This is a genomic window from Marisediminicola sp. LYQ134 (assembly GCF_046599635.1).
Lineage (GTDB): Bacteria > Actinomycetota > Actinomycetes > Actinomycetales > Microbacteriaceae > Marisediminicola.
In genome coordinates, this window is the sequence record NZ_JBKIWP010000002.1 from 586,934 (window position 1) to 606,125 (window position 19,192).

At 68.7% G+C, this 19,192-nt stretch carries 14 protein-coding genes; 8 read left to right on the forward strand and 6 right to left on the reverse strand.

The window, feature by feature from the left end; translation table 11 throughout:
• Positions 1-72: 72 nt before the first annotated feature.
• From ACLHIH_RS11400 to ACLHIH_RS11420, 5 genes are all read left to right on the forward strand, one after another.
• The gene (locus ACLHIH_RS11400) at positions 73-918 is read left to right on the forward strand and encodes an HAD family hydrolase (RefSeq protein ID WP_411316935.1); all 846 of its coding nucleotides are present in this window, start codon (positions 73-75) and stop codon (positions 916-918) included.
• Entirely contained in the window at positions 915-3,548 is a 2,634-nt protein-coding gene (locus tag ACLHIH_RS11405) for a glycoside hydrolase family 65 protein (RefSeq protein ID WP_411316936.1), read from the forward strand. Before ACLHIH_RS11400 ends, ACLHIH_RS11405 begins: the two co-directional genes overlap by 4 nt.
• A 174-nt stretch (positions 3,549-3,722) precedes the next feature.
• Positions 3,723-5,132, forward strand: a complete 1,410-nt coding sequence (locus ACLHIH_RS11410) for a DUF222 domain-containing protein (protein ID WP_411316937.1) — start codon at positions 3,723-3,725, stop codon at positions 5,130-5,132.
• 164 nt (positions 5,133-5,296) lie between these two features.
• The gene (locus tag ACLHIH_RS11415; protein ID WP_411316938.1) at positions 5,297-7,405 is read left to right on the forward strand and encodes a phosphatase PAP2 family protein; all 2,109 of its coding nucleotides are present in this window, start codon (positions 5,297-5,299) and stop codon (positions 7,403-7,405) included.
• 120 nt (positions 7,406-7,525) lie between these two features.
• Positions 7,526-9,586 carry an acyltransferase family protein gene (locus tag ACLHIH_RS11420; RefSeq protein WP_411316939.1) on the forward strand — a complete coding sequence of 687 codons (2,061 nt, stop codon included), beginning with the start codon at positions 7,526-7,528 and terminating at the stop codon, positions 9,584-9,586.
• A gap of 164 nt (positions 9,587-9,750) precedes the next feature.
• Here the strand turns inward: ACLHIH_RS11420 and ACLHIH_RS11425 are convergent, their stop codons facing one another.
• The 6 genes from ACLHIH_RS11425 to ACLHIH_RS11450 form a co-directional block, all read right to left on the reverse strand.
• Entirely contained in the window at positions 9,751-10,806 is a 1,056-nt protein-coding gene (locus tag ACLHIH_RS11425) for a threonine aldolase family protein (RefSeq protein ID WP_411316940.1), read from the reverse strand.
• 85 nt (positions 10,807-10,891) lie between these two features.
• Positions 10,892-12,043 carry an ABC transporter permease gene (locus ACLHIH_RS11430; RefSeq protein WP_411316941.1) on the reverse strand — a complete coding sequence of 384 codons (1,152 nt, stop codon included), beginning with the start codon at positions 12,041-12,043 and terminating at the stop codon, positions 10,892-10,894.
• Positions 12,040-12,924: an ABC transporter ATP-binding protein gene (locus tag ACLHIH_RS11435; protein WP_411316942.1), complete on the reverse strand. Its 885-nt coding sequence runs from the start codon at positions 12,922-12,924 to the stop codon at positions 12,040-12,042. Before ACLHIH_RS11435 ends, ACLHIH_RS11430 begins: the two co-directional genes overlap by 4 nt.
• 206 nt (positions 12,925-13,130) lie before the next feature.
• Entirely contained in the window at positions 13,131-13,868 is a 738-nt protein-coding gene (locus ACLHIH_RS11440; RefSeq protein WP_411316943.1) for a response regulator, read from the reverse strand.
• The gene (locus ACLHIH_RS11445; RefSeq protein ID WP_411316944.1) at positions 13,865-15,280 is read right to left on the reverse strand and encodes a sensor histidine kinase; all 1,416 of its coding nucleotides are present in this window, start codon (positions 15,278-15,280) and stop codon (positions 13,865-13,867) included. Before ACLHIH_RS11445 ends, ACLHIH_RS11440 begins: the two co-directional genes overlap by 4 nt.
• Positions 15,281-15,346: 66 nt before the next feature.
• Complete coding sequence (locus ACLHIH_RS11450; protein ID WP_411316945.1) at positions 15,347-16,828, reverse strand: DUF6421 family protein; 1,482 nt, start codon at positions 16,826-16,828, stop codon at positions 15,347-15,349.
• Between the two features lie 322 nt (positions 16,829-17,150).
• Here ACLHIH_RS11450 and ACLHIH_RS11455 point away from each other — a divergent pair, with 322 nt between their 5' ends.
• The 3 genes from ACLHIH_RS11455 to ACLHIH_RS11465 all read left to right on the forward strand — a co-directional run bounded on the left by ACLHIH_RS11455 (position 17,151) and on the right by ACLHIH_RS11465 (position 19,183).
• Positions 17,151-17,786, forward strand: a complete 636-nt coding sequence (locus ACLHIH_RS11455; RefSeq protein WP_411316946.1) for a nitroreductase family protein — start codon at positions 17,151-17,153, stop codon at positions 17,784-17,786.
• Positions 17,787-17,850: 64 nt separating this feature from the next.
• The gene (locus ACLHIH_RS11460) at positions 17,851-18,171 is read left to right on the forward strand and encodes an SHOCT domain-containing protein (RefSeq protein WP_411316947.1); all 321 of its coding nucleotides are present in this window, start codon (positions 17,851-17,853) and stop codon (positions 18,169-18,171) included.
• A 91-nt stretch (positions 18,172-18,262) separates the two neighbouring features.
• Positions 18,263-19,183 (forward strand): AEC family transporter, encoded by a 921-nt coding sequence (locus ACLHIH_RS11465; protein WP_411316948.1) that lies wholly within the window; start codon positions 18,263-18,265, stop codon positions 19,181-19,183.
• The last annotated feature ends 9 nt before the right edge of the window (positions 19,184-19,192 follow it).

The window sequence follows — 19,192 nt, forward strand, 5'->3', positions numbered from 1 at the left end:
CGCGCATAAGGCCCTAGTGTCGAACCCGGCCCGACGACGTCGCCACCCACTCCGTCCTGAAAGGACCGACACGTGCCCGACGTACCCAGCCCCCTCGACGCCGCAGAGCAGCGCGCCCGCTTCGCCCGCGTGCGCGCCATCCTCTTCGACCTCGACGGCGTGCTCACCCCGACGGCCGACGTGCACATGCACGCGTGGCAACGCCTGTTCGAGCCCTTCCTCGACGAGCGCGGAGTGACCGAGAGATACACCGAGGCGGACTACTTCGCCTACATCGACGGCAAGCAGCGATACGACGGTGTGCGGTCGCTTCTCGAATCGCGAGGCATCCACCTCCCCGACGGCGACGTGACAGACGAGCCGGGCGACGCCACCGTCGCGGCCCTCGGCAACCGCAAGAACCTCACCTTCAACGAGGTGCTCGCCGACGACGGAGTCGCGCCATACGCCGGCTCCCTCGCCTTTCTCGACGCGGCGATCGCGGCGGGCCTCCAGGTGGCGGTCGTGTCGAGCTCGCGCAACGCGCGCCCCGTGCTCGAGGCCGCCGGAATCGCCGACCGGTTCGACGTCGTCGTCGACGGTGTCGTCGCCGCCGACGAGAGCATCGCCGGCAAGCCGTCGCCCGACACCTACATCCGCGGTGCCGAGCTCCTCGGACTCACCCCCGCCGAGTGCGTCGTCGTCGAAGACGCTCACTCCGGCGTGCAGGCGGGCCGGGCCGGAGACTTCGGCCTCGTCGTCGGCGTCGACCGCGGGGTGGGAGCAGCGGGACTGCTCGAATCCGGTGCAGACTTCGTCGTGGACGACCTCGCGACCCTCATTCCCTACGTGCGCGCCGCGGGTGCGACCGACACCGGCGCGACGAATACTGGCGCAACGAACACTGGCGCGACGAACACCGAGGAGGCCGGCCGATGAGTCAGTCGTCACCCCTGCGCTCGCCCGTCGAGGATGAGCCGAACGGCACCGCCTCGGCGACCGACGCTCCCGACACCGAGGCACCCGACGTCATCCGCTTGACCGGCGAAGGCAGCTCCAACGCCCCCGGGTTCGACGACCCGCTCGACCGCCACCGCTACCCCGTCGACGAGTGGGCGCTCGTCGAGCAGGAGTTCGAGCAGGGCGACCTCGGTCGCACCGAGACCCTCTTCGCCGTCGGCAACGGCTATTTCGGCCTCCGCGGCAACGTCGTCGAAGGCCGCGACGGCCACGTGCACGGCACGTTCATCAACGGGCTCCACGAGACCTGGCCCATCCGTCACGCCGAAGAGGCGTTCGGTTTCGCTCGCGTCGGCCAGACGATCGTCAACGCGCCCGACGCCAAGATCGTGCGCGTCTACGTCGACGATGAGCCGTTCATCCTCTCCGAAGCCGACATCGCCGGATACGAGCGCAAACTCGACTTCCGCACCGGGGTGCTCTCGCGTCAGCTCGAATGGATCACGCCGTCGGGCAAGCGCGTGATCATCGACGCCACCCGAATGGTGTCGTTCGAAGACCGTCACCTCGCCGTCATCGAATACACCGTCACCCTGCCCGACCACGACGCCTCCGTCGTCATCTCGAGCCAGATCATCAACCGCCAAGACGGCATCGACGAATACGACGTGGCGCCGTCATCCGGCCCCGGCGCGTTCGACCCGCGCAAAGCCGAAGAGCTCACCGAACGCGTGCTGCAGCCGCGGCTGAAGCGTGCCGAAGGCGGGCGATACATGCTCGGCTACCGCTGCACCCACTCCGGGATGTCTCTCGCGGTCGGCGCCGAGCACTCGATGGAGACCGAGAACCAGTGGGAGGAGTCGTCGCAGATCGACGACGACCTCGCCAAGCACGTGTATCGCGTCAAAGCGAAGCGCGGCAAGCCCATCCGTGTCGTCAAGACCGTGACCTACCACTCCTCGCGGGGCATCCCCACGCGCGAACTCGCCGACCGCTGCGACCGCACCCTCGACCGTGCCCGGGCCGACGGCGTCGTGGTGCTCAAAGAACGCCAGTCCGAGTGGCTCGACGCCTACTGGGATCGCACGGATGTCGTCATCCACGGCCAGCCCGAACTGCAGCAGGCCATGCGCTGGAACCTGTTCCAGCTCGCCCAGGCGTCGGCGCGCGCCGACGGCAAAGGCGTCGCCGCCAAAGGGGTGACCGGCACGGGCTACGGCGGCCACTACTTCTGGGACACCGAGATCTACGTGCTCCCCGTGCTCAGCTACACGTCGCCCATCGCCGCGCGCAATGCTCTGCGGTTCCGACAGTCGATCCTCGGTGAAGCGCGCACGCGCGCGGCCGAACTCAACCAAGACGGCGCACTCTTCCCGTGGCGCACCATCAGTGGGCAGGAGTCGTCGGCGTACTACGCGGCGGGCACGGCGCAGTACCACATCGACGCCGACATCTCCTATGCGCTCAGCCAATACGTGCTCGCCACCGGAGACCGGGACTTCGTCGCCCGCGGGGCCATCGACATCCTCGTCGAGACCGCACGCATGTGGGCCGACCTCGGGTTCTGGCGGGCGAACGGCAAGTCGGCGTTCCACATCCACGGTGTCACGGGGCCGGACGAGTACACGACCGTCGTCAACGACAACATGTACACGAACGTCATGGCGCGCTCCAACCTCGGAGCGGCCGCACACGCCGTGCTCAACCTGCAGTCGACCAACGAGTGGGCTTACGAGCGCATGGTCAGTCGACTGGGCCTCAAAGACGGCGAAGTGCAGGAGTGGCTCGACGCCGCCGAGAAGATGTTCATCCCCTACGACGAAGCGCTCGGCGTGCATCCCCAAGACGCGGCCTTCCTCGAGAAAGAACTCTGGGACCTCTCGAAGACGCCCGAAGACCAGCGCCCCCTCCTCCTGCACTACCACCCGCTCGTCATCTACCGCTTCCAGGTGCTCAAACAAGCGGATGTCGTGCTCGCCCTGTTCCTCCACGGAGACCTCTTCACGCCCGAACAGAAGCTCGCCGACTTCGACTACTACGACCCGCTGACCACAGGCGACTCGTCGCTCTCCGCGGTCGTGCAGTCGATCATCGCGGCCGAGGTGGGCTACCAGGAGCTCGCCCTCAAATACTTCCTGGCCGGACTCTTCGTCGACCTCGCCGACCTGCACCACAACACCGCAGACGGCGTGCACGTGGCGTCGACCGGGGGAATGTGGAGTGCCGTCGTCTTCGGATTCGGGGGGATGCGCGACCACAACGGCGATCTCACCTTCGACCCGCGACTGCCCGAAGGGTGGGACGGCATCAGCTTCAAACTGACCGTCTCGGGCAGCCGGATGCGCGTCGACCTCGAACAGGACATCGTCACGTTCACGATCGAAACCGGTTCGAGCGTGTCGTTCTCGGTGCGCGGCCGGGCCGTGACCGTGACGGCGGACGAACCGGTCACGATCGCCCTCGCCCACCAGGGGTCCCGCCGGGTGGGAGCACCGAGCCAGAAGAACATCGAAGGCGGGCGGCGAGCCGACGGCAGCGTCATCACCGCCACGGTACCCACGAGCTGGCGCAGCGACGAAGACCCGGGGTACAACGACACGGCGGATTAGGGGGCGGTTCGGGGCGGCTGGTTAGGTCGGTCGCTGAGGTTGTCTGGCCGCGCCGTTCTCCTCTTCTCCTCTCCTGACGATCGTCGTCTCCTCCCCACCCCGTGTGGAGAACCCACTCTCCGCAGACGATTCGTTCTTCTTTCGAACACGCGTTCGATTCGGGAGAATCGATACATGCCCACCCTCGCCGCCTCCCTCCTCGATCGGGCCGCTGTGGTCGCCGATCTCGGTGGCACGGCGGAGTCGATCGCGGCTCTCGGCCACGCTGATCTGACGGCGGCTGTCGAGGCGGTGACCGCATTGAGGCAGTGTGTCGATCAGTTCGCTGCCGTCATCGCGGGGGAGGTGGCGCACCGGTCGCGCCCGGAGCTCGGTCACCAGGGTTTGGCCCAACAGGCGGGTTTCGTGAGCCCTGTTGCGATGATTCAGCGGGTTGCGCACGTGAGTCGCATCGAAGCGACCCGGCTTGTCGAGACGGGCGCGCTCCTCGCCGAGGCCGAAGCCGCGGCCGAGCTCGCCGCCTCTGCGGGTTCCGCCGACCACACCGCACCGGTGCCGGGAGAGCGCTGGCGCGAGGTTCTCGCATCAGCCGTGCGGGAGGGAACCCTGTCGCTCGATGCTGTCGACGCGATCCGGCGGGTGTTCTCCGATATCACCCATGTCGACGACGGTGTTCTTCGCGCTGCGGCGGCAGAACTCGTCTTGGCGGCTGCCGGGTTGACGCCGGACCAGGTCCACCGCCGTGCGAGGCAGGTGCGTGATCTCCTCGATGCTGACGGGATCGAGCGTCGGGAGAAACAGCACCGCGACCTGAGGACGGTGCGCACCTGGTGGGACACTGCGACCGGAATGCACTGCGGGTCGTGGCGGCTCGCCCCCGAAGACGGGGCTCTGGTTGCGGACGCGTTCGCTCAGATCCTGTCACCGCGGCGGGGTGGTCCCCGCTTCGTCGACCCGGCCGCGCGTGCGACCGCGGAGGAGCTGCTGAACGATGGCCGCACCGACGAGCAGGTCAGTGCCGACGCGTTCGTCGACCTGGTGCGCCTCGCGGTCGATGCGGATCCGGGAACCCTGTTCGGCGGGCGCCGCCCGGCCGTGCGGATCGTGGTGACCGCGGACCGGCTCGAGGGCAGGACAGGTCCAGGGTTCCTCGAGGGCCGCACCGACACCGTGTCGGCTCCGACGATCGAACGGGCGATCTGCAACACCGGAGTCATCAGTGTCGGCTTCGACCGCGACGGCCAGTGCGTGAACGTCGGACGGGACCGGCGCCTGTTCACCGAACGGCAACGCATCGGGTTGACGGTCAGAGACGGCGGATGCCGGTTCCCCGGGTGCGAGAGACCTCCGTCGTATTGCGAGGCCCACCACATCAACCCGTGGGCTGGTGTCGAGGGCCGCACCGACATCGCCGACGGAGTACTCCTGTGTCGGAGGCATCATCTGCTGATCCACGACAACCGGTGGCAGGTGCACCGAGACCGAGCCGACTACTTTCTGGAACCACCACCCGCGGTTGATCCGGGGCTGGTGTTCATTCCGATGCCGTCCCGGAGCCCGGTCAGCCACGAGATCGCCGTGTAGCGGCGAGAGCCGCGTCGCGCCTCGAGCGTCGCATTCCGCCCGTTGTTCACCTTCTCGATGCTTACCCGCCACGCGCCGTCGTTAGCGTCCGTCGGCGGACCGGGAATCACCCTGAGCCGCCCACACCCACACCCACACCCAACACCCTCGGGAAGAGTAACGACGTGCATCGAACCACACCCCTCCGCTCCACACCATCGCGACCGGCCCGACGACGCCGCCTCGCCCTCGGAGCCTCGACGGCAGTCGCAGCCGTACTCGCGGGCGGCGCCGCCGTTCCCGCGAACGCCGCACCCGGCGACACCATCGCCCCGCAACCGGGCGTCTACGGCTACTACGTCGACACCTACCGGGCCAACACGAGCACCCTCCAGACGCCGGAGACCAACCCGGCCATCGGCGTGCTCGACACCATGCTCGACTACTGGACGCCCGGCGAAACCTACGACACCGGCACCATCCTCATGCCGTCCGTGCTCGACGCCAACATCCAGCGCAGCATCGACACCACACGCGAACGGTCCGACGCCGACGCCGCACACGCCTACCTCATCGACCGGCGCCACCAGAGCTACTCGTCGATCAACGGCCTCGGCCCCCACGCCGACGCGTTCCGCACCGCGAGCAACGCCGGCACGACCATCCCCGACACGATCCCCGCCGACGCCACCACCGTCAGATACGACGACGCCGGCAACTCCAACGGCGCCTGGGCAGACGTCGACTCGGATGCCGGCAGCATCGTCACCCTCGTCAACACCGCACGCGGCAGCTACGCGACATCCAACAACGCCAAGGCCTACTACAACTACGCACGGCCGTTCCGCTGGAGCGACGACGTCGAAGTCCTCCCGACCCTGATGCCCGTGATGAAGCCCGTCGAAGAAGCCGAAACCGACGGAGGCTACCCGAGCGGACACACCAACGCCGCCTACCTCGCCTCCTACGCCCTCGCCGCCGCCTTCCCCGAGCGCTACAGCGAACTGGTCACGAGCGCATCGGACCTCGGCGACAGCCGCATCGTCGCCGGCATGCACTCACCCGCCGACGTCATCGGCGGACGCATCCTCGCCACGGCCATCGCGGCATCCGTTCTCAACGACCCGGCCAACGACGCCCTCCTCGAGCAGGCGCGAGCCGAAGCGCTCAACGTTCTCGAGCAGCCGCAGACGGGCGCCGACGACTTCGCCGATGCCGACGCCAACCGCGCCCTCTTCGAAGAGCGCCTCACCTACGGGCTCCCGCGCGTCGGAGACACGACACTCCCCGTCGTCGTGCCCAAGGGTGCCGAAGCACTCATCGAGTCGCGCTTCCCGTACCTCACCGACGATCAGCGCCGCTGGGTGCTGCAGAGCACGGGCATCGAGTCGGGCTACGCCCTCCTCGACGACTCCGAAGGCTGGGGCCGCCTCAACACCGTCGCGGCCGCCGAAGGATACGCCGCATTCGACGAGAACGTCGCGGTGACCATGGATGCCGCAGCCGGCGGATTCAGCGCGCTCGACGAGTGGTCGAACGACATCACCGGGGCAGGCTCGCTCACGAAAGACGGTTCGGGTGAACTCATCCTCTCCGGTGACAACACCTACACCGGCGGCACCGTCGTCGACGGCGGAGCCCTCGTCGCTGCCAACGCGACCGCTCTCGGCGCGGGTGACCTGCAGATCGCTGACGGCGAGCTCTACGAGAACGCCGACACCGCACTCTCCATCGGAGGCGACCTCGAGATCGCGGAGGACAGCACGCTCTCGCTGACCTCAGACGCTTCGACCGCAGCGGTCACCGTCGCAGGCGAGGCCACCCTCGGGGGAACGCTCGCGCTGCAGTTCGACGGAGACACGGCACCCGGTGACGAGACGCTCCTCGTGGAGTACGGCTCACTCGCCGAAGGGAGCTCGTTCACCTCGATCGTGGCCGGAGGACTCCCCGCCGGATTCGACGCCGCCCTCGACTACCGGGCCGACGGTCTCTACCTCGTGAACGCGGCAGCCGCCGAGCCGGAGCCCCAGCCCGAACCCGGCGACGGCGAGACCCCCGCACCCGCGCCCGGCACCGGTGGCGACACCGGAGGAGACTCCGACGGCACCACCCCGGTCGCCGTTCCCGGCGCCACCGACGACGACGGCACGAGCACCGGCGGCGCCCTCGCCAACACGGGCGCGAGTTCCGCAGTTCCCGGGATCCTCGCGCTCGGCCTGGCCCTGCTGCTCGCCGGTGCAGGCATCCTGAGTGCCCGCATCTCGCGCATCGCCCGACGGGGAGACCTCGTCTAGGCATCGGCCCGAACGAACGGATCGCCCCCGGGAACACCACGTTCCCGGGGGCGATCGCGTTCCGACGAGCGAGCCGAGCCTCACCCGGCTCGGGCAACCGGTGGGGTAGCCTGACCAACGATGTCTACGACCCGTGCCGCCGAGCGCAAGGCTGCGCGGATAGCCGAACCCGCACACTTCCAGCCCCACATCCAGGGCCTCCGAGCCATCGCCGTTCTGCTCGTCGTCGTCTACCACTTCTGGCCCGGCCGACTCAGCGGCGGCTACATCGGCGTCGACATCTTCTTCGTCATCTCCGGCTACCTCATCACCGGTCAACTCGCGCGAGAACTTCACCGGTCGGGCCGCATCGCCCTCCCCGCGTTCTGGGCCAAACGAGCGCGCCGACTTCTTCCGGCCGCACTCGTCGTGCTCATCTTCGCCACCGTCGCGACGCTCGTATTCCTGCCGCTGTCAGGCATGGTCGCGTCACTGCGTGAAATCCTCGCGGCCACCTTCTACGTCGAGAACTGGGCGCTCGCCGCGAGCTCCGTCGACTACCTCGCCGCAGGCGACGAGACGATGGTGCAGCACTACTGGTCGCTCTCCCTCGAAGAGCAGTTCTACATCTTCTGGCCCCTGCTCCTGCTCGGCGCGGTCTGGCTCGGCGCGAAGTACTTCGCGGAACGCAAGTGGACCTTCCTCCTCGCCGTCGTCGTGGGCGTGAGCATCCTCTCCCTCGTCACCTCGGTCGTCTACACGGCGACCAACCCCGCCGAGGCCTACTTCGTGACCTTCACCCGCATCTGGGAGTTCGGGGTCGGCGCGATCCTCGCCCTGCTGCCCCGACTGCGCCCGCGCGGTGCGGTGTTCACCAACATCCTCGGATTCGGTGGCGTGTTCGTCATCCTCGCGTGCAGCTACCTGTACGACGCGAGCACACCGTTCCCCGGATACGCCGCCCTGCTCCCCGTGCTCGCGACGGCCGCCGTGCTCGTCTCCGACCGCCGCGAGCGCTGGTTCGACATCGGCACGGCCCTGAGCGGGCGCCCCCAGCGGTTCGTCGGCGACATCTCCTACTCGCTCTACCTCTGGCACTGGCCCCTCATCGTCATCGCGCCCTACGTGCCCTGGTGGGGGCTCAGCACCGCCCACCGGCTCGCCCTCTTCGCCGCGTGCTTCGTGCTCGCCTGGCTCACCGCCAAACTCGTCGAAGACCCGGCGCGCACCTGGACCTACCTCACCACCCGCCGCCCCCGCACGACCTACGCGTGGGTCGTCGGATCGATGGCCCTGTCGGTCGTTCTCGTCGCCGGGGTGTTCGCGATCCAGAACCCCCGCTACGAAGCGGCCGCAACCGAACTCGCCCAGATCACCGAGAACCCTCCGGAGTGTTTCGGTGCCGCCGTGTCTGAAGGCTGCGACAACCCCGAACTCGCCGACGTCATCATCCCGAGCCCCGGGTTCGGCAACGCCGACGAACCCGACCGCGACGAGTGTTTCGTGCAGCTCAACGGCTCGGAGGTCGTCGCGTGCGAGTTCGGGTCTAGCGACACCGCTGCACCCCGGGTCGCACTCATCGGTGACAGCCACGCCTACCAGTACGTCGAGGCGATGATCGACCTCGCCGACACCAACGGGTGGGCCCTCACGACCTACCTCAAGGGCGCATGCCCGTGGACGACAGCGGATGTCGGCGGTCCGAGCGCCGCGTTCACCGACTCGTGTGCGCAGTTCCGCAGCAACCTCGCCGACGAGCTCGACGAGGCAGAGCCTTACGACGCCATCTTCACCGCGGGTCTCGCCGCGACCCCCATCGTGGCCGACGACCCCGTCGAGGCTGCCGCCGCCGGATACGCGGAAGCGTGGACCACACAGGCAGGCGGGGCGCCCGTCGTGACCATCGTCGACAACCCCGACCTCCTCGACGACCCCAACAAATGCCTGCGCACCTCGGATGCCGCAGACTGCGCCGTCGACCGCGGCGACGTTCTCGCCGAAACCGACCCTCTCGCGCTCGCCGCCGAGCAGACGGGGGCGACCCTGCTCGACTTCACCGACACGTTCTGCAGCGCCGACGAGTGCGCCGTCGTCATCTCGGGAGCCAACGTCTATCGCGACCAGGACCACCTCACGGTCACCTTCGCGGGCACGATGGCGCCCTACATCGGTGACGCGCTCGAGGCGGCCATCAGCCGCTAGGGGCGACCGCCGGCTGCCCCGATCGCCGGCTGCCCCGATCGCTGGCTACCCCGATCGCCCGCGTGGTGAATCGCGGTCGCGATCCGCACTTCCGCCGCGCGCATTCGCGCGGAATGCGACCGCGATCCGGGTCGAGTGCGAGTGCGCGCTGCGACCCGCTCGGGTCAGGCCGCGGCCGCAATCTCGCGACGGATCGCGTCGGCGAACGCGTCGATGTCTGCCTCGGTGGTGTCGAACGCACACATCCACCGCACCTCACCCGTCGCGACATCCCAGTCGTAGAAGCGGAACTGCGCCCGCACACGGTCGGCGACCCCCGCGGGAAGGATGGCGAACACCGCGTTCGCCTCGGTCGGCTGCGTGATCGTCACCCCGTCGATGCCCTCGACGGCAGCCCGGAGACGCTGCGCCATCGCGTTGGAGTGCTGCGCCGACCGCAACCACAGGTCGCCTTCGAGCAGCGCGACGAGCTGCGCCGACACGAAACGCATCTTCGACGCGAGCTGCATGTCGATCTTGCGCAAGAAGTGCAGCCCCTCGGATGCCTCGGGGTCGAGCACGACGACAGCCTCACCGAACACGAGGCCGTTCTTGGTGCCACCGAAACTGACGATGTCGACACCCGCGTCGGTCGTGAATTCGCGAAAACTCTTGCCCAGGCTCGCTGCCGCATTCGACAGCCGAGCGCCGTCCATGTGCACCCGCATGCCCCGCTCGTGAGCGTGCTCCGTGATCGCCCGGATCTCGTCGACGGTGTATGCCGTGCCGAGTTCGGTCGACTGGGTGAGGCTCACGGCGAGCGGCTGGGCGCGGTGCGCGTCACCCCACCCCCAGGCCTCGGTGTCGATGAGGGCCGGAGTGAGTTTGCCGTCGGGCACCGCGACCGGGAGGAGCTTGAGTCCGCCGACACGCTCCGGCGCCGCGTTCTCGTCGAGGTGGATGTGCGCGTTCGCCGAACAGATGACCGCACCCCACCGGGGGAGCATCGACTGGAGACTCAGCACGTTGGCGCCGGTGCCGTTGAAGACCGGAAACGCCTCGGCCTGATCGCCGAAGTGCTGCTTCATGACCTGCTGCAACCGTGCGGTGTAGGCGTCTTCGCCGTACGACACCTGGTGCCCGCCGTTGGCGTCGGCGATCGCCTGGAGCACTTCGGGGTGAGCCCCCGCGTAGTTGTCTGAAGCGAAGCCGCGGTATCCGGTGTCATGCAAGACGGTCATGCCCTCAGTCTGACACCGGGCGACGGATGCTCCGATCCGCCGCCCGGCGCCGGCCGCTGTCAGTCGCCAGCCCTCGACGCCTCGCTCAGCCCGCGATCGCGTCGCGGAGCTTGACCCGCGTTCCCGTGCGCAAGAGCGCGTTCGAGTAGATGCGGGCACCGAGCACGATCGCTCCGACCGTCGTGAGGAGCAGGATCGCGAGTGACACGAGCGGCTCCCACCACTCCGCGGTCCCGAGGAACAACCGCATGGGCATGCCGACGGGGGCCGCGAACGGCACGTACGACATGATCGTGAGCACGAGGTCGTTGTCGGAGAAGAAGATGACCGCGAAGTAGGGGATCATCACGAGGGTCATGACGGGGGATGTCACCGTTCCGACGTCTTCGACGCGTGACACGAGTGACGCGCTCGCCGCGAACAGTGCCGCGAGAAGCACGAACCCGAACACGAAGAACACGACGAACCACGCGATCACCGGTCCGATCTGGCCGAAGAGCACGTTCTGCCCGGTCACGAGCAACCCGATCGCCGCGATCGCCGCGAGCAGGAGGATCTGACCGAACGCGAGCAGCGAGTTGCCGATCACTTTGCCGGCGAGCAGGAGGCGAGCCGAGATGGTGGCGAGCAGAATCTCGACGATGCGCGTCTGCTTCTCCTCCACGACGCTCTGCGCGATCGTCGACCCGAAGGTGATCGACGACATGAAGAACAGCAGACCCAACCCGAGCGCGACGAAGCTCGCCAAGAGGGGGTCGGTGCTCGTCGGCTCGAGGATGCTCACATCCGGGAGCGTGCTCAGCGAGGTGACGATCGAGGTGGGCGCTTCGTCCAACCCGATGACGGTGAAGCCGAGTTCGGAGTCGGTCGACCCGGCGACAACGGCGGCGTCGACATCCCCCTCTCGAACGAGGTCTTCGGCTTCACCGGCCGTGTCGACGAGCACCGTCTCGTAGGTCTCGACCGTCGGCAACCCGTTGGACACCGACCGCTCGACGGCGACCCTCGGCAGTTCGGCATTGGCGGTGACGATGCTGCCGATCACGATGGAGGCGAGCACCATGAGCATGAGGATCGCGCTGGAGATGACGAAGCTCTTGCTGCGCAACCGCGTGGTGACCTCGCGCATCGCGACGAGGCGCACGGCCATGCTCGACGAGATGGCGTGCGGCCCCGACCCGGCCGCCCCGGTCCCGGTGGCGGTGGCTGTGGGCGTTGCGGTGCGTGGCGTGCTCATTCGATGACCTCTCTGAAGATCTGGGCCAGCGACGGCTGCTGGCGCTGGAAACCGGTGACGGTGTCGGTGGTCGTGGCTCGGCGCAGCACCTCTTGGCTCGTCGCCTCACTGTCGACGTCGAAGAGGGCGTAGCCCCCGCTGAAGTCGACGACGGTGACTCCGGGGATGTCGCGCACCCACCCCGCGTCGCCCGCGACGGTGAGTTCGTAGCGCTGACCGCTTCGCTCGTTGCGCAGTTGCTCACGCGACCCGCGCGCTCGGATGCTCCCGTCGGCGATGACGACGAGGTCGTCGCACAGGCGCTCGACGATGTCGAGCTGGTGCGACGAGAACAGCACGGGAGCTCCCGCAGCGGCGCGCGACTTGAGCACCGCGAGAACGCTTTCGACCGCGACGGGGTCGAGTCCGGAGAACGGTTCGTCGAGAACGAGCACCTCGGGGGAGTGCACGAGCGCCGCCGCGATCTGCGCTCGCTGCTGGTTTCCGAGCGACAGCGCCTCGACGGTGTCGTTGGCGCGCGCCTCGAGGCTCAACTGTTCGAGAAGCTCGGCGGTGTTGCTCTTCGCGTCGGCAGCACTGAGCCCGTGGAGCCGCGCGAGATAGACGAGCTGTTCGGCGACCTTCATCTTCGGGTACAGGCCGCGCTCTTCGGGCATGTAGCCGAATCGACGTCGGTCGTCGGCGCCGAGGCGTCGACCGTCGAGCGACACCGACCCGGTGTCGGCGCTCAGCACGCCGAGGATGATGCGCATCGTCGTCGTCTTGCCCGCCCCGTTGCTTCCGACGAAACCGGTCATGCGACCCGGTTTCACCTCGAACGTCACGTCGTCGAGCACGCGACGGTCGCCGAACGACCTGCTCACCCCTTGAACTTCGAGCAACTCGTGCCCCTCTCGTGTGGACTGCCTCCGTGGTGCGCGGGCGTCTTCTGGCCCGCGATCTCACACTAGGAGCGCGAGGATGTTCGCGGCCTCCCCCCGCAGACGGGTTCCCGCTCCGGCGCTCGGGTGAGGTCTCGGGCGGGGTCTCTTGCCAAGCGCCTGGCCCAGTCTCTGGCCCAGGCGCCCATCCTCAGTCGCGACGACCCTCAGTCGCGACGACCCGGCTTCACGATGCCGTGCTCGTATGCCCACACGACCGCTTCGATGCGGTCGCGCACGGCGAGCTTGAGCAGCACGTTCGACACGTGGGTCTTGACGGTCGCCTCGCCGACGAACAGCCGCGTCGCGATCTCGGCGTTCGATGCGCCCTGGGCGAGGAGGTCGAGCACTTCGCGCTCGCGGGCGCTCAAGCGTTCGAGCTGCTCGAGCGCGTCGGCATCTGGAACATCGCCGTGCGGTTCCCGCGCATTCACGGGGTCGCCGCCCGGCATCGCGAACCTCTCGAGCACGCGCCGCGTCACCTCGGGCGCGAGGAGCGCGTCACCGCGAGCGACCACCCTCACGGCGTCGATGAGCGCCTCGGGGCTCGAATTCTTGAGCAGAAACCCGCTCGCCCCGGCCTGCAGTGCCGAGAAGAGGTAGTCGTCGCGATCGAACGTGGTCAGCACGAGAACGCGGGTCGAGACATCCCGGTCGGCGACGATGAGGCGGGTCGCTTCGAGGCCGTCCATCCCGGGCATCTGCACGTCCATGCACACGACGTCGGGGCGCAACTCGCGCACGAGGGTCACGGCGTCGCCGCCGGTTCCCGCTTCGCCGACGACCTCGAAGCCGGGCTCGCTGCCGAGGATCACGCGGAACCCCGCTCGCACGAGGTGCTGATCGTCGACGATGAGCACGCGCACGGGGGCATCCGTCACGGTCGCTTCGAGCTCGTCGGTCACGCCGCACCGCCCGCCGTGCCGCGCGCCGCGTCGGCGGTCGCGAAGCGTGCGCGCACGAGAAACCCACCGCGCGGGCGCGGTCCGGTCTCGAGGGTGCCGCCCGTCGCGTCCACACGCTCGCGCATACCCACGAGCCCGAGCCCGCCGCTCGAACCCCGGCTCGTGTCCCTGCTCGCCGCCCGCGCACCGACACCCGTGTCGCTCACCTCGATTTCGACGGCGTCGGCCTCGAAGCGCACCCTCACCTCGGCGGTCGCCGCGGCACCGGCGTGCTTGCGCGCGTTCGTGAGGGCCTCCTGGGTGATGCGATACACGGTCAAACCGATCGTCGTCGGAACCTCGCGGGGCACTCCGACGATCGTGAGGGATGTCGGCAGCCCCGCCGCGACGGCCGCGTCCACGAGTTCGCTCAGCTGCTCGATCCCTCGCGTGCTCGACTCGTCGGAGGCGCTCCCCGCGGGCACGCCGTCACCGGTCGCGCCGCTGGCTGAACCGCTGGCCGACCGGCCGGTGCCGCCACTCGTGACAGCGCCCTCGTCGCGGAGGGTTCCGAGCATCCGGTGCAGGTCGTCGATGGCGCTGCGAGCGCTTCCCTCGATCGCGGTGAGCGCGGTCGTCGCGCCGGCAGGGTCACGGTCGATGATGCGCCTCGCCGCCCCGGCCTGCACACCCATGACCGACACGTGGTGGGCGACGACATCGTGAAGTTCGCGCGCGATGCGCAGTCGCTCGCGCGTGACCGCTTGAACCGCGGTGCGTTCACGTTCGTCGGCGAGCTCGATGGTGCGCTGCTCGAGCTCGTGTCGCTGCCGGGCGGCCGCGTAGGCGGTGTCGCCGAAGTACCACCCACCCCAGAAGTAGAGCAGGTTCACGATGACGTTGATGAGGCCGAACGCGGCGTAGGGCGACACCGTTCCGACGCGCGAGAGCATCGGCAGCATCTCGGGGTCGAGCGACCTGAAGTAGAGGTCACCGAACAACCACGCGAACATCCCGATCACGATGACGGTGCGCACGATGAGGGCGCGTCGCCGGTTGGTGCTCCATGCGCCGATCGAGTAGAAGGCGATGAAGAGGCTGATGGTGCTGAAGAGCAGCTCGGGAATCACGAGCGGCACCATGCCCATGAAACTGATCGACGCGATGACGGCGACGACCTCGGGGTAGCGTCGCCGCGCCGCGAGAGGCAGGTTGAGGGCTGCAGCCCACAGCACGATCACCCACGGTTCGGCCGTGTCGTCGGTGTACGAGATCGTCGAGTAGAGCGCGGTGCTCACGAGCGTCGCCGCGAACATCACGACCGCGAGAAGGATGTCGCGACGCGACTCCCGGCGTGACGGCGCCGGCCGACGCCACTCGGTTTCGGGGTCGCCCCCTCCCGAGATGGCGCGGAAGGGCTCGGTGGGGGTCACGCGCCCAGGTTAGCGAGGGCGCCGCGTCGCGACATCCGTCGGGCGGGGGATGCGGCAGCTACGCCGTCACCCCGTCGCCCCCGTGATCCCCTCCGTCGACTCGATCACGGGCGCGAGCTTCTTCGCGAGGGCCTCGTAGAACATCGAGAGCGGAAACTCGTCGTCCATCACGGCATCGGTCAGGAGCTTGGGCGGACCGTCGAGGGGCAGGTCGCCCGTCGCCCAGCGCGATGCCGGGTGCGGCGTGACCGTCGACGACACGAGCGCATAGGCGGCGAGCCAGTGCGCGACCTTCGGCCGATCGATCGACCGCCAGTAGAGCTCGTCGATCTGCGCGCCGAGGGCCATCACGACGTCGGGCACGTCGTCCCAGTCGATCGTGAGACGCGTGTCGGTCCAGTGCAGCACCCGATGCTGGTGCAGCCAGGCGAAGAGCAGTTGTCCGCCGAGACCGTCGTAGTTGCGCACGCGCGACCCGGTGAGGGCGAACCGGAAGACGCGATCGAAGAGCACGGCGTACTGCACGAGCGTCGCGCGTTCGCGCGTCACGGCGTCGGTCTGCTCGTCACGGGCCAGACGCACCGCCTCGCGGTAGGCGGTGAGGTCGCACCGCAGCTCTTCGAGCGAGTAGAGGAAGAACGGCATCCGCTGCTTGATCATGAACGGATCGAACGGCAGGTCGCCGCGCATGTGGGTGCGGTCGTGGATGAGGTCCCACAGCACGAACGTCTCTTCGGCGAGTCGCTGGTCGTCGAGAAGCGCCGCGGCGTCGTCGGGCAGAGCGAGGCGCGTGATGGATGCCGCCTCCCGCACCACCCGCCGAAAGCGCGCCGCCTCGCGGTCGGCGAAGATCGCCCCCCACGTGAAAGCCGGGATCTCGCGCATCGCGACGGTCTCCGGAAACAGCACGGCCGAGTTGGTGTCGTAGCCGGGCGTGAAATCGAGAAAGCGGATGGGCACGAAGAGGGCGTTCGAGTAGGCGCCGGCCTCGAGGTCGGCGACGAACTGCGGCCAGATCACCTCGACGATAACCGCCTCGACGAGGCGGTCGGGCGAGCCGTTCTGGGTGACCATCGGAAAGACGACGAGGTGCCGCACCCCGTTCTGCCGAGCGCGTTGCGGTTGGAAGGCGACGAGCGAGTCGAGAAAGTCGGGAACACCGAAGCCCGCGGTGGCCCACCGCGCGAAATCGCGGTCGAGCGCCTCGAGATAGTCGGCGTCGTGCGCGAAGAGCGGGGCGAGAGCGCGGATGCTCGCGCGGATCGTATCGACCCGGGCTCGCGCATCACCGTGGTCGGCGGCATCCGCGACGCTGCCGTCTTTCGACTGGTGCTGCTGCAGGGCGGTCGCCGCCGCTTTGAGGTCGAGCCACGCGGGGTGCGCGGCGAGGTCGGTGCCTGCGGTGGCCGTGCCCGCGGTGGCCGTGCCCGCGGTGGCCGTGGTTGCGCTTGCGGCGTGGTCGGGGGCGGTTGCGGCGGTTGCTGCGTCTTCGACGACCTCGGGTTCCCCGATGATGGTGGGCTGCACGGGGTTCGTGAGCTGTGACATGGGTCGACCTCCGTTCGTCGTGTGGTGCGGGTGATGCGTGTGGTGCGGTGCGCGCGGCGAGCGAGAACCGTGCCGTGGGTGCCGCGAGCGCGAAGGGTGCGCTCATCGCGAGCCTAACGACGCCGGTCAGCCGAAAAGTTGTCGCTCACGCGGATTTCCCGCGTCGGGGGGCTGTCGCCGCGAAACGCGTGCGCGCGCCGACCGCCCGAGCGTCACGCGTCGCGGGAATGTCTGCGGCGACGTCGCGGTTGCTCGACGGTGGCAGCGTGGCCGCACCGGTCGTGCGTCCGCCGCCGGTGAACGCTCGGAAAGGACGTCACCCGTGAGCTCTCTCGCCCCGCTTCGACAGCACGGATCGGCCGACCCCACGGCGGCGACCCCCGCCGCATCCCGATCCGCGGAGACGAGCACGCCCCTGCATCCCGTTCTCGCCGAGCGCTGGAGCCCGCGCGCGTTCGACAGCACCGTCGAGATCGACGAGCAGACCCTCACCGCCGCGCTCGAAGCGGCACGCTGGGCGCCGTCCGCCGGCAACTCGCAGCCCTGGCGGTTCATCGTCGCGCGCCGCGGCACCGAGGCTTTCGGCGCGGTGATGCAGACGCTCGTCGGTTTCAACGCCGAGTGGGCGGGTGCCGCGGGTGCCCTCGTCGTCGCGGTGGCCGACACTCTCGACGCTGCGGGGCAGCCCGCCGTCTGGTCGCACTACGACGTCGGCCAGGCTGTGGCCCACTTCACGGTGCAAGCGCACTCCGACGGTGTGCACGTGCACCAGATCGGCGGATTCGATCGCTCCCGCGTCAGCGCCGCGTTCGCGCTCGACGACCGCTTCGAGCCGCTCACGGTGATCGCGGTCGGCTCGCTCGGATCCCCCGACGCGCTGCCCGAGCGTGCGCGAGCGCGCGAGGGTGCACCTCGCACGAGACTCGCGCTCGCCGACATCCTCATCGCCGACATCTAGGTTGCCGAGAGCCAGGGCCCGCAACCGGAACGCGTGACAGACTGGGCCGCTCAGGAGGTGCGCCATGGCGTCCAGTGTTTTCGGTGATGCGGGACTCTCCGCAGTGTTCCCCTACGTGTTCTCGGTCGTCGCCGCGTTCATCGTGCTCGTCTTCGTGTTCGTCATCGTCTCCCGGGTGCGGGCTGCGAAGAAGGTGCGTGACGCCGGTCACGACCCCCTGACCCTCGACAGCGACCTCGCCGTGAGGGCCATGGAGAGCAAGGCTCTCGCGCCGGATGAGAGCGTCGAATCGCGCCTCGCCGACCTCGAGCAGCTCCTTGTCGCACGCACCATCACGGCAGACGAATACGCCGAAGCGCGACGACGCATCCTCGACAGCATCTGAGTCGACTCACGCCGACCTCGGCTGACCGCCGCTCGCCGGAGCCGACCGCCCTCCGGTCGATGGCGTCCTCTGCGTAGAGCAGACTGGACGGATGGGCGGAGTTCTGGTCGGGTTCGCGATCATCGGCTCGGTCATCGCCCTCGGGTATGTCGTCGGTCGCAGCGGGGTGCTCGGCGAGCACGCCGGTTTCGTGCTCGGCCGCATCGTCTTCTTCGTGCTCTCGCCGTTTCTGCTCTTCACCGTGCTCGCCGACGCCGAGGTCTCGGTGCTCTTCTCCTCCCTGCTCGTCGTGTCGATCGTCGCGGCCGTCGCCTCGTTCGCGATCTATGCGATCGTCGCGTTCGCCGTCTGGCGACGCCCCCTGCCGGAGGGTCTCATCGCCACCGCGGGTGCGGGGTGGGTCAACTCGAACAACATCGGCATCCCCGTGGCCGTCTACGTCATCGGCGACCCCGCGTTCGCCGCGCCGGTGATCCTCGTGCAGCTCATCGTGTTCACCCCGATCGTGCTCACGATGCTCGACCTCGCCACGAGCGGACGCACCTCTGTCGGGCGCGTGCTCTCGCAACCGTTCCGCAACCCGATCATCATCGGTTCGGCTCTCGGTGCCCTCGTCTCGGTGTTCGAGCTCGAGATCCCGGAACCCGTCATGGAGCCGTTCCGCCTCGTGGGTGCCGCGGCCGTTCCCGTGGTGCTCATCGCGTTCGGCATGTCGCTCAGCGGGCAGCGGTTGCTCGTCGCCGGGTCGGGGCGTCGCGACATCCTCTTCGCATCGGCGATCAAGCTCCTCGTGATGCCCGTGCTCGCGTGGGTGTTCGGCCACTTCGTGTTCGGGCTCGAAGGCCAGGCGCTCTTCGCCGTCGTCGTGATGGCGTCGCTGCCGAGCGCTCAGAACGTCTTCAACTACGCGCAGCGGTATGAGCGCGGCGAGATCATCGCGCGCGACATCGTGCTCATCACGACGGTCGGGTCGCTACCGGTTCTGCTCGTCGTGGCGGCGTTGCTGAGTTGAGTGTGCGGC

Coding starts and splice junctions, on each gene's coding strand:
- ACLHIH_RS11420 (WP_411316939.1), top strand. CDS start 7,526: ATGTCTACGACCCGTGCCGCCGAGCGCAAGGCTGCGCGGATAGCCGAA.
- ACLHIH_RS11460 (WP_411316947.1), top strand. CDS start 17,851: ATGGCGTCCAGTGTTTTCGGTGATGCGGGACTCTCCGCAGTGTTCCCC.
- ACLHIH_RS11430 (WP_411316941.1), bottom strand. CDS start 12,043: ATGAGCACGCCACGCACCGCAACGCCCACAGCCACCGCCACCGGGACC.
- ACLHIH_RS11450 (WP_411316945.1), bottom strand. CDS start 16,828: ATGTCACAGCTCACGAACCCCGTGCAGCCCACCATCATCGGGGAACCC.
- ACLHIH_RS11405 (WP_411316936.1), top strand. CDS start 915: ATGAGTCAGTCGTCACCCCTGCGCTCGCCCGTCGAGGATGAGCCGAAC.
- ACLHIH_RS11425 (WP_411316940.1), bottom strand. CDS start 10,806: ATGACCGTCTTGCATGACACCGGATACCGCGGCTTCGCTTCAGACAAC.
- ACLHIH_RS11465 (WP_411316948.1), top strand. CDS start 18,263: ATGGGCGGAGTTCTGGTCGGGTTCGCGATCATCGGCTCGGTCATCGCC.
- ACLHIH_RS11410 (WP_411316937.1), top strand. CDS start 3,723: ATGCCCACCCTCGCCGCCTCCCTCCTCGATCGGGCCGCTGTGGTCGCC.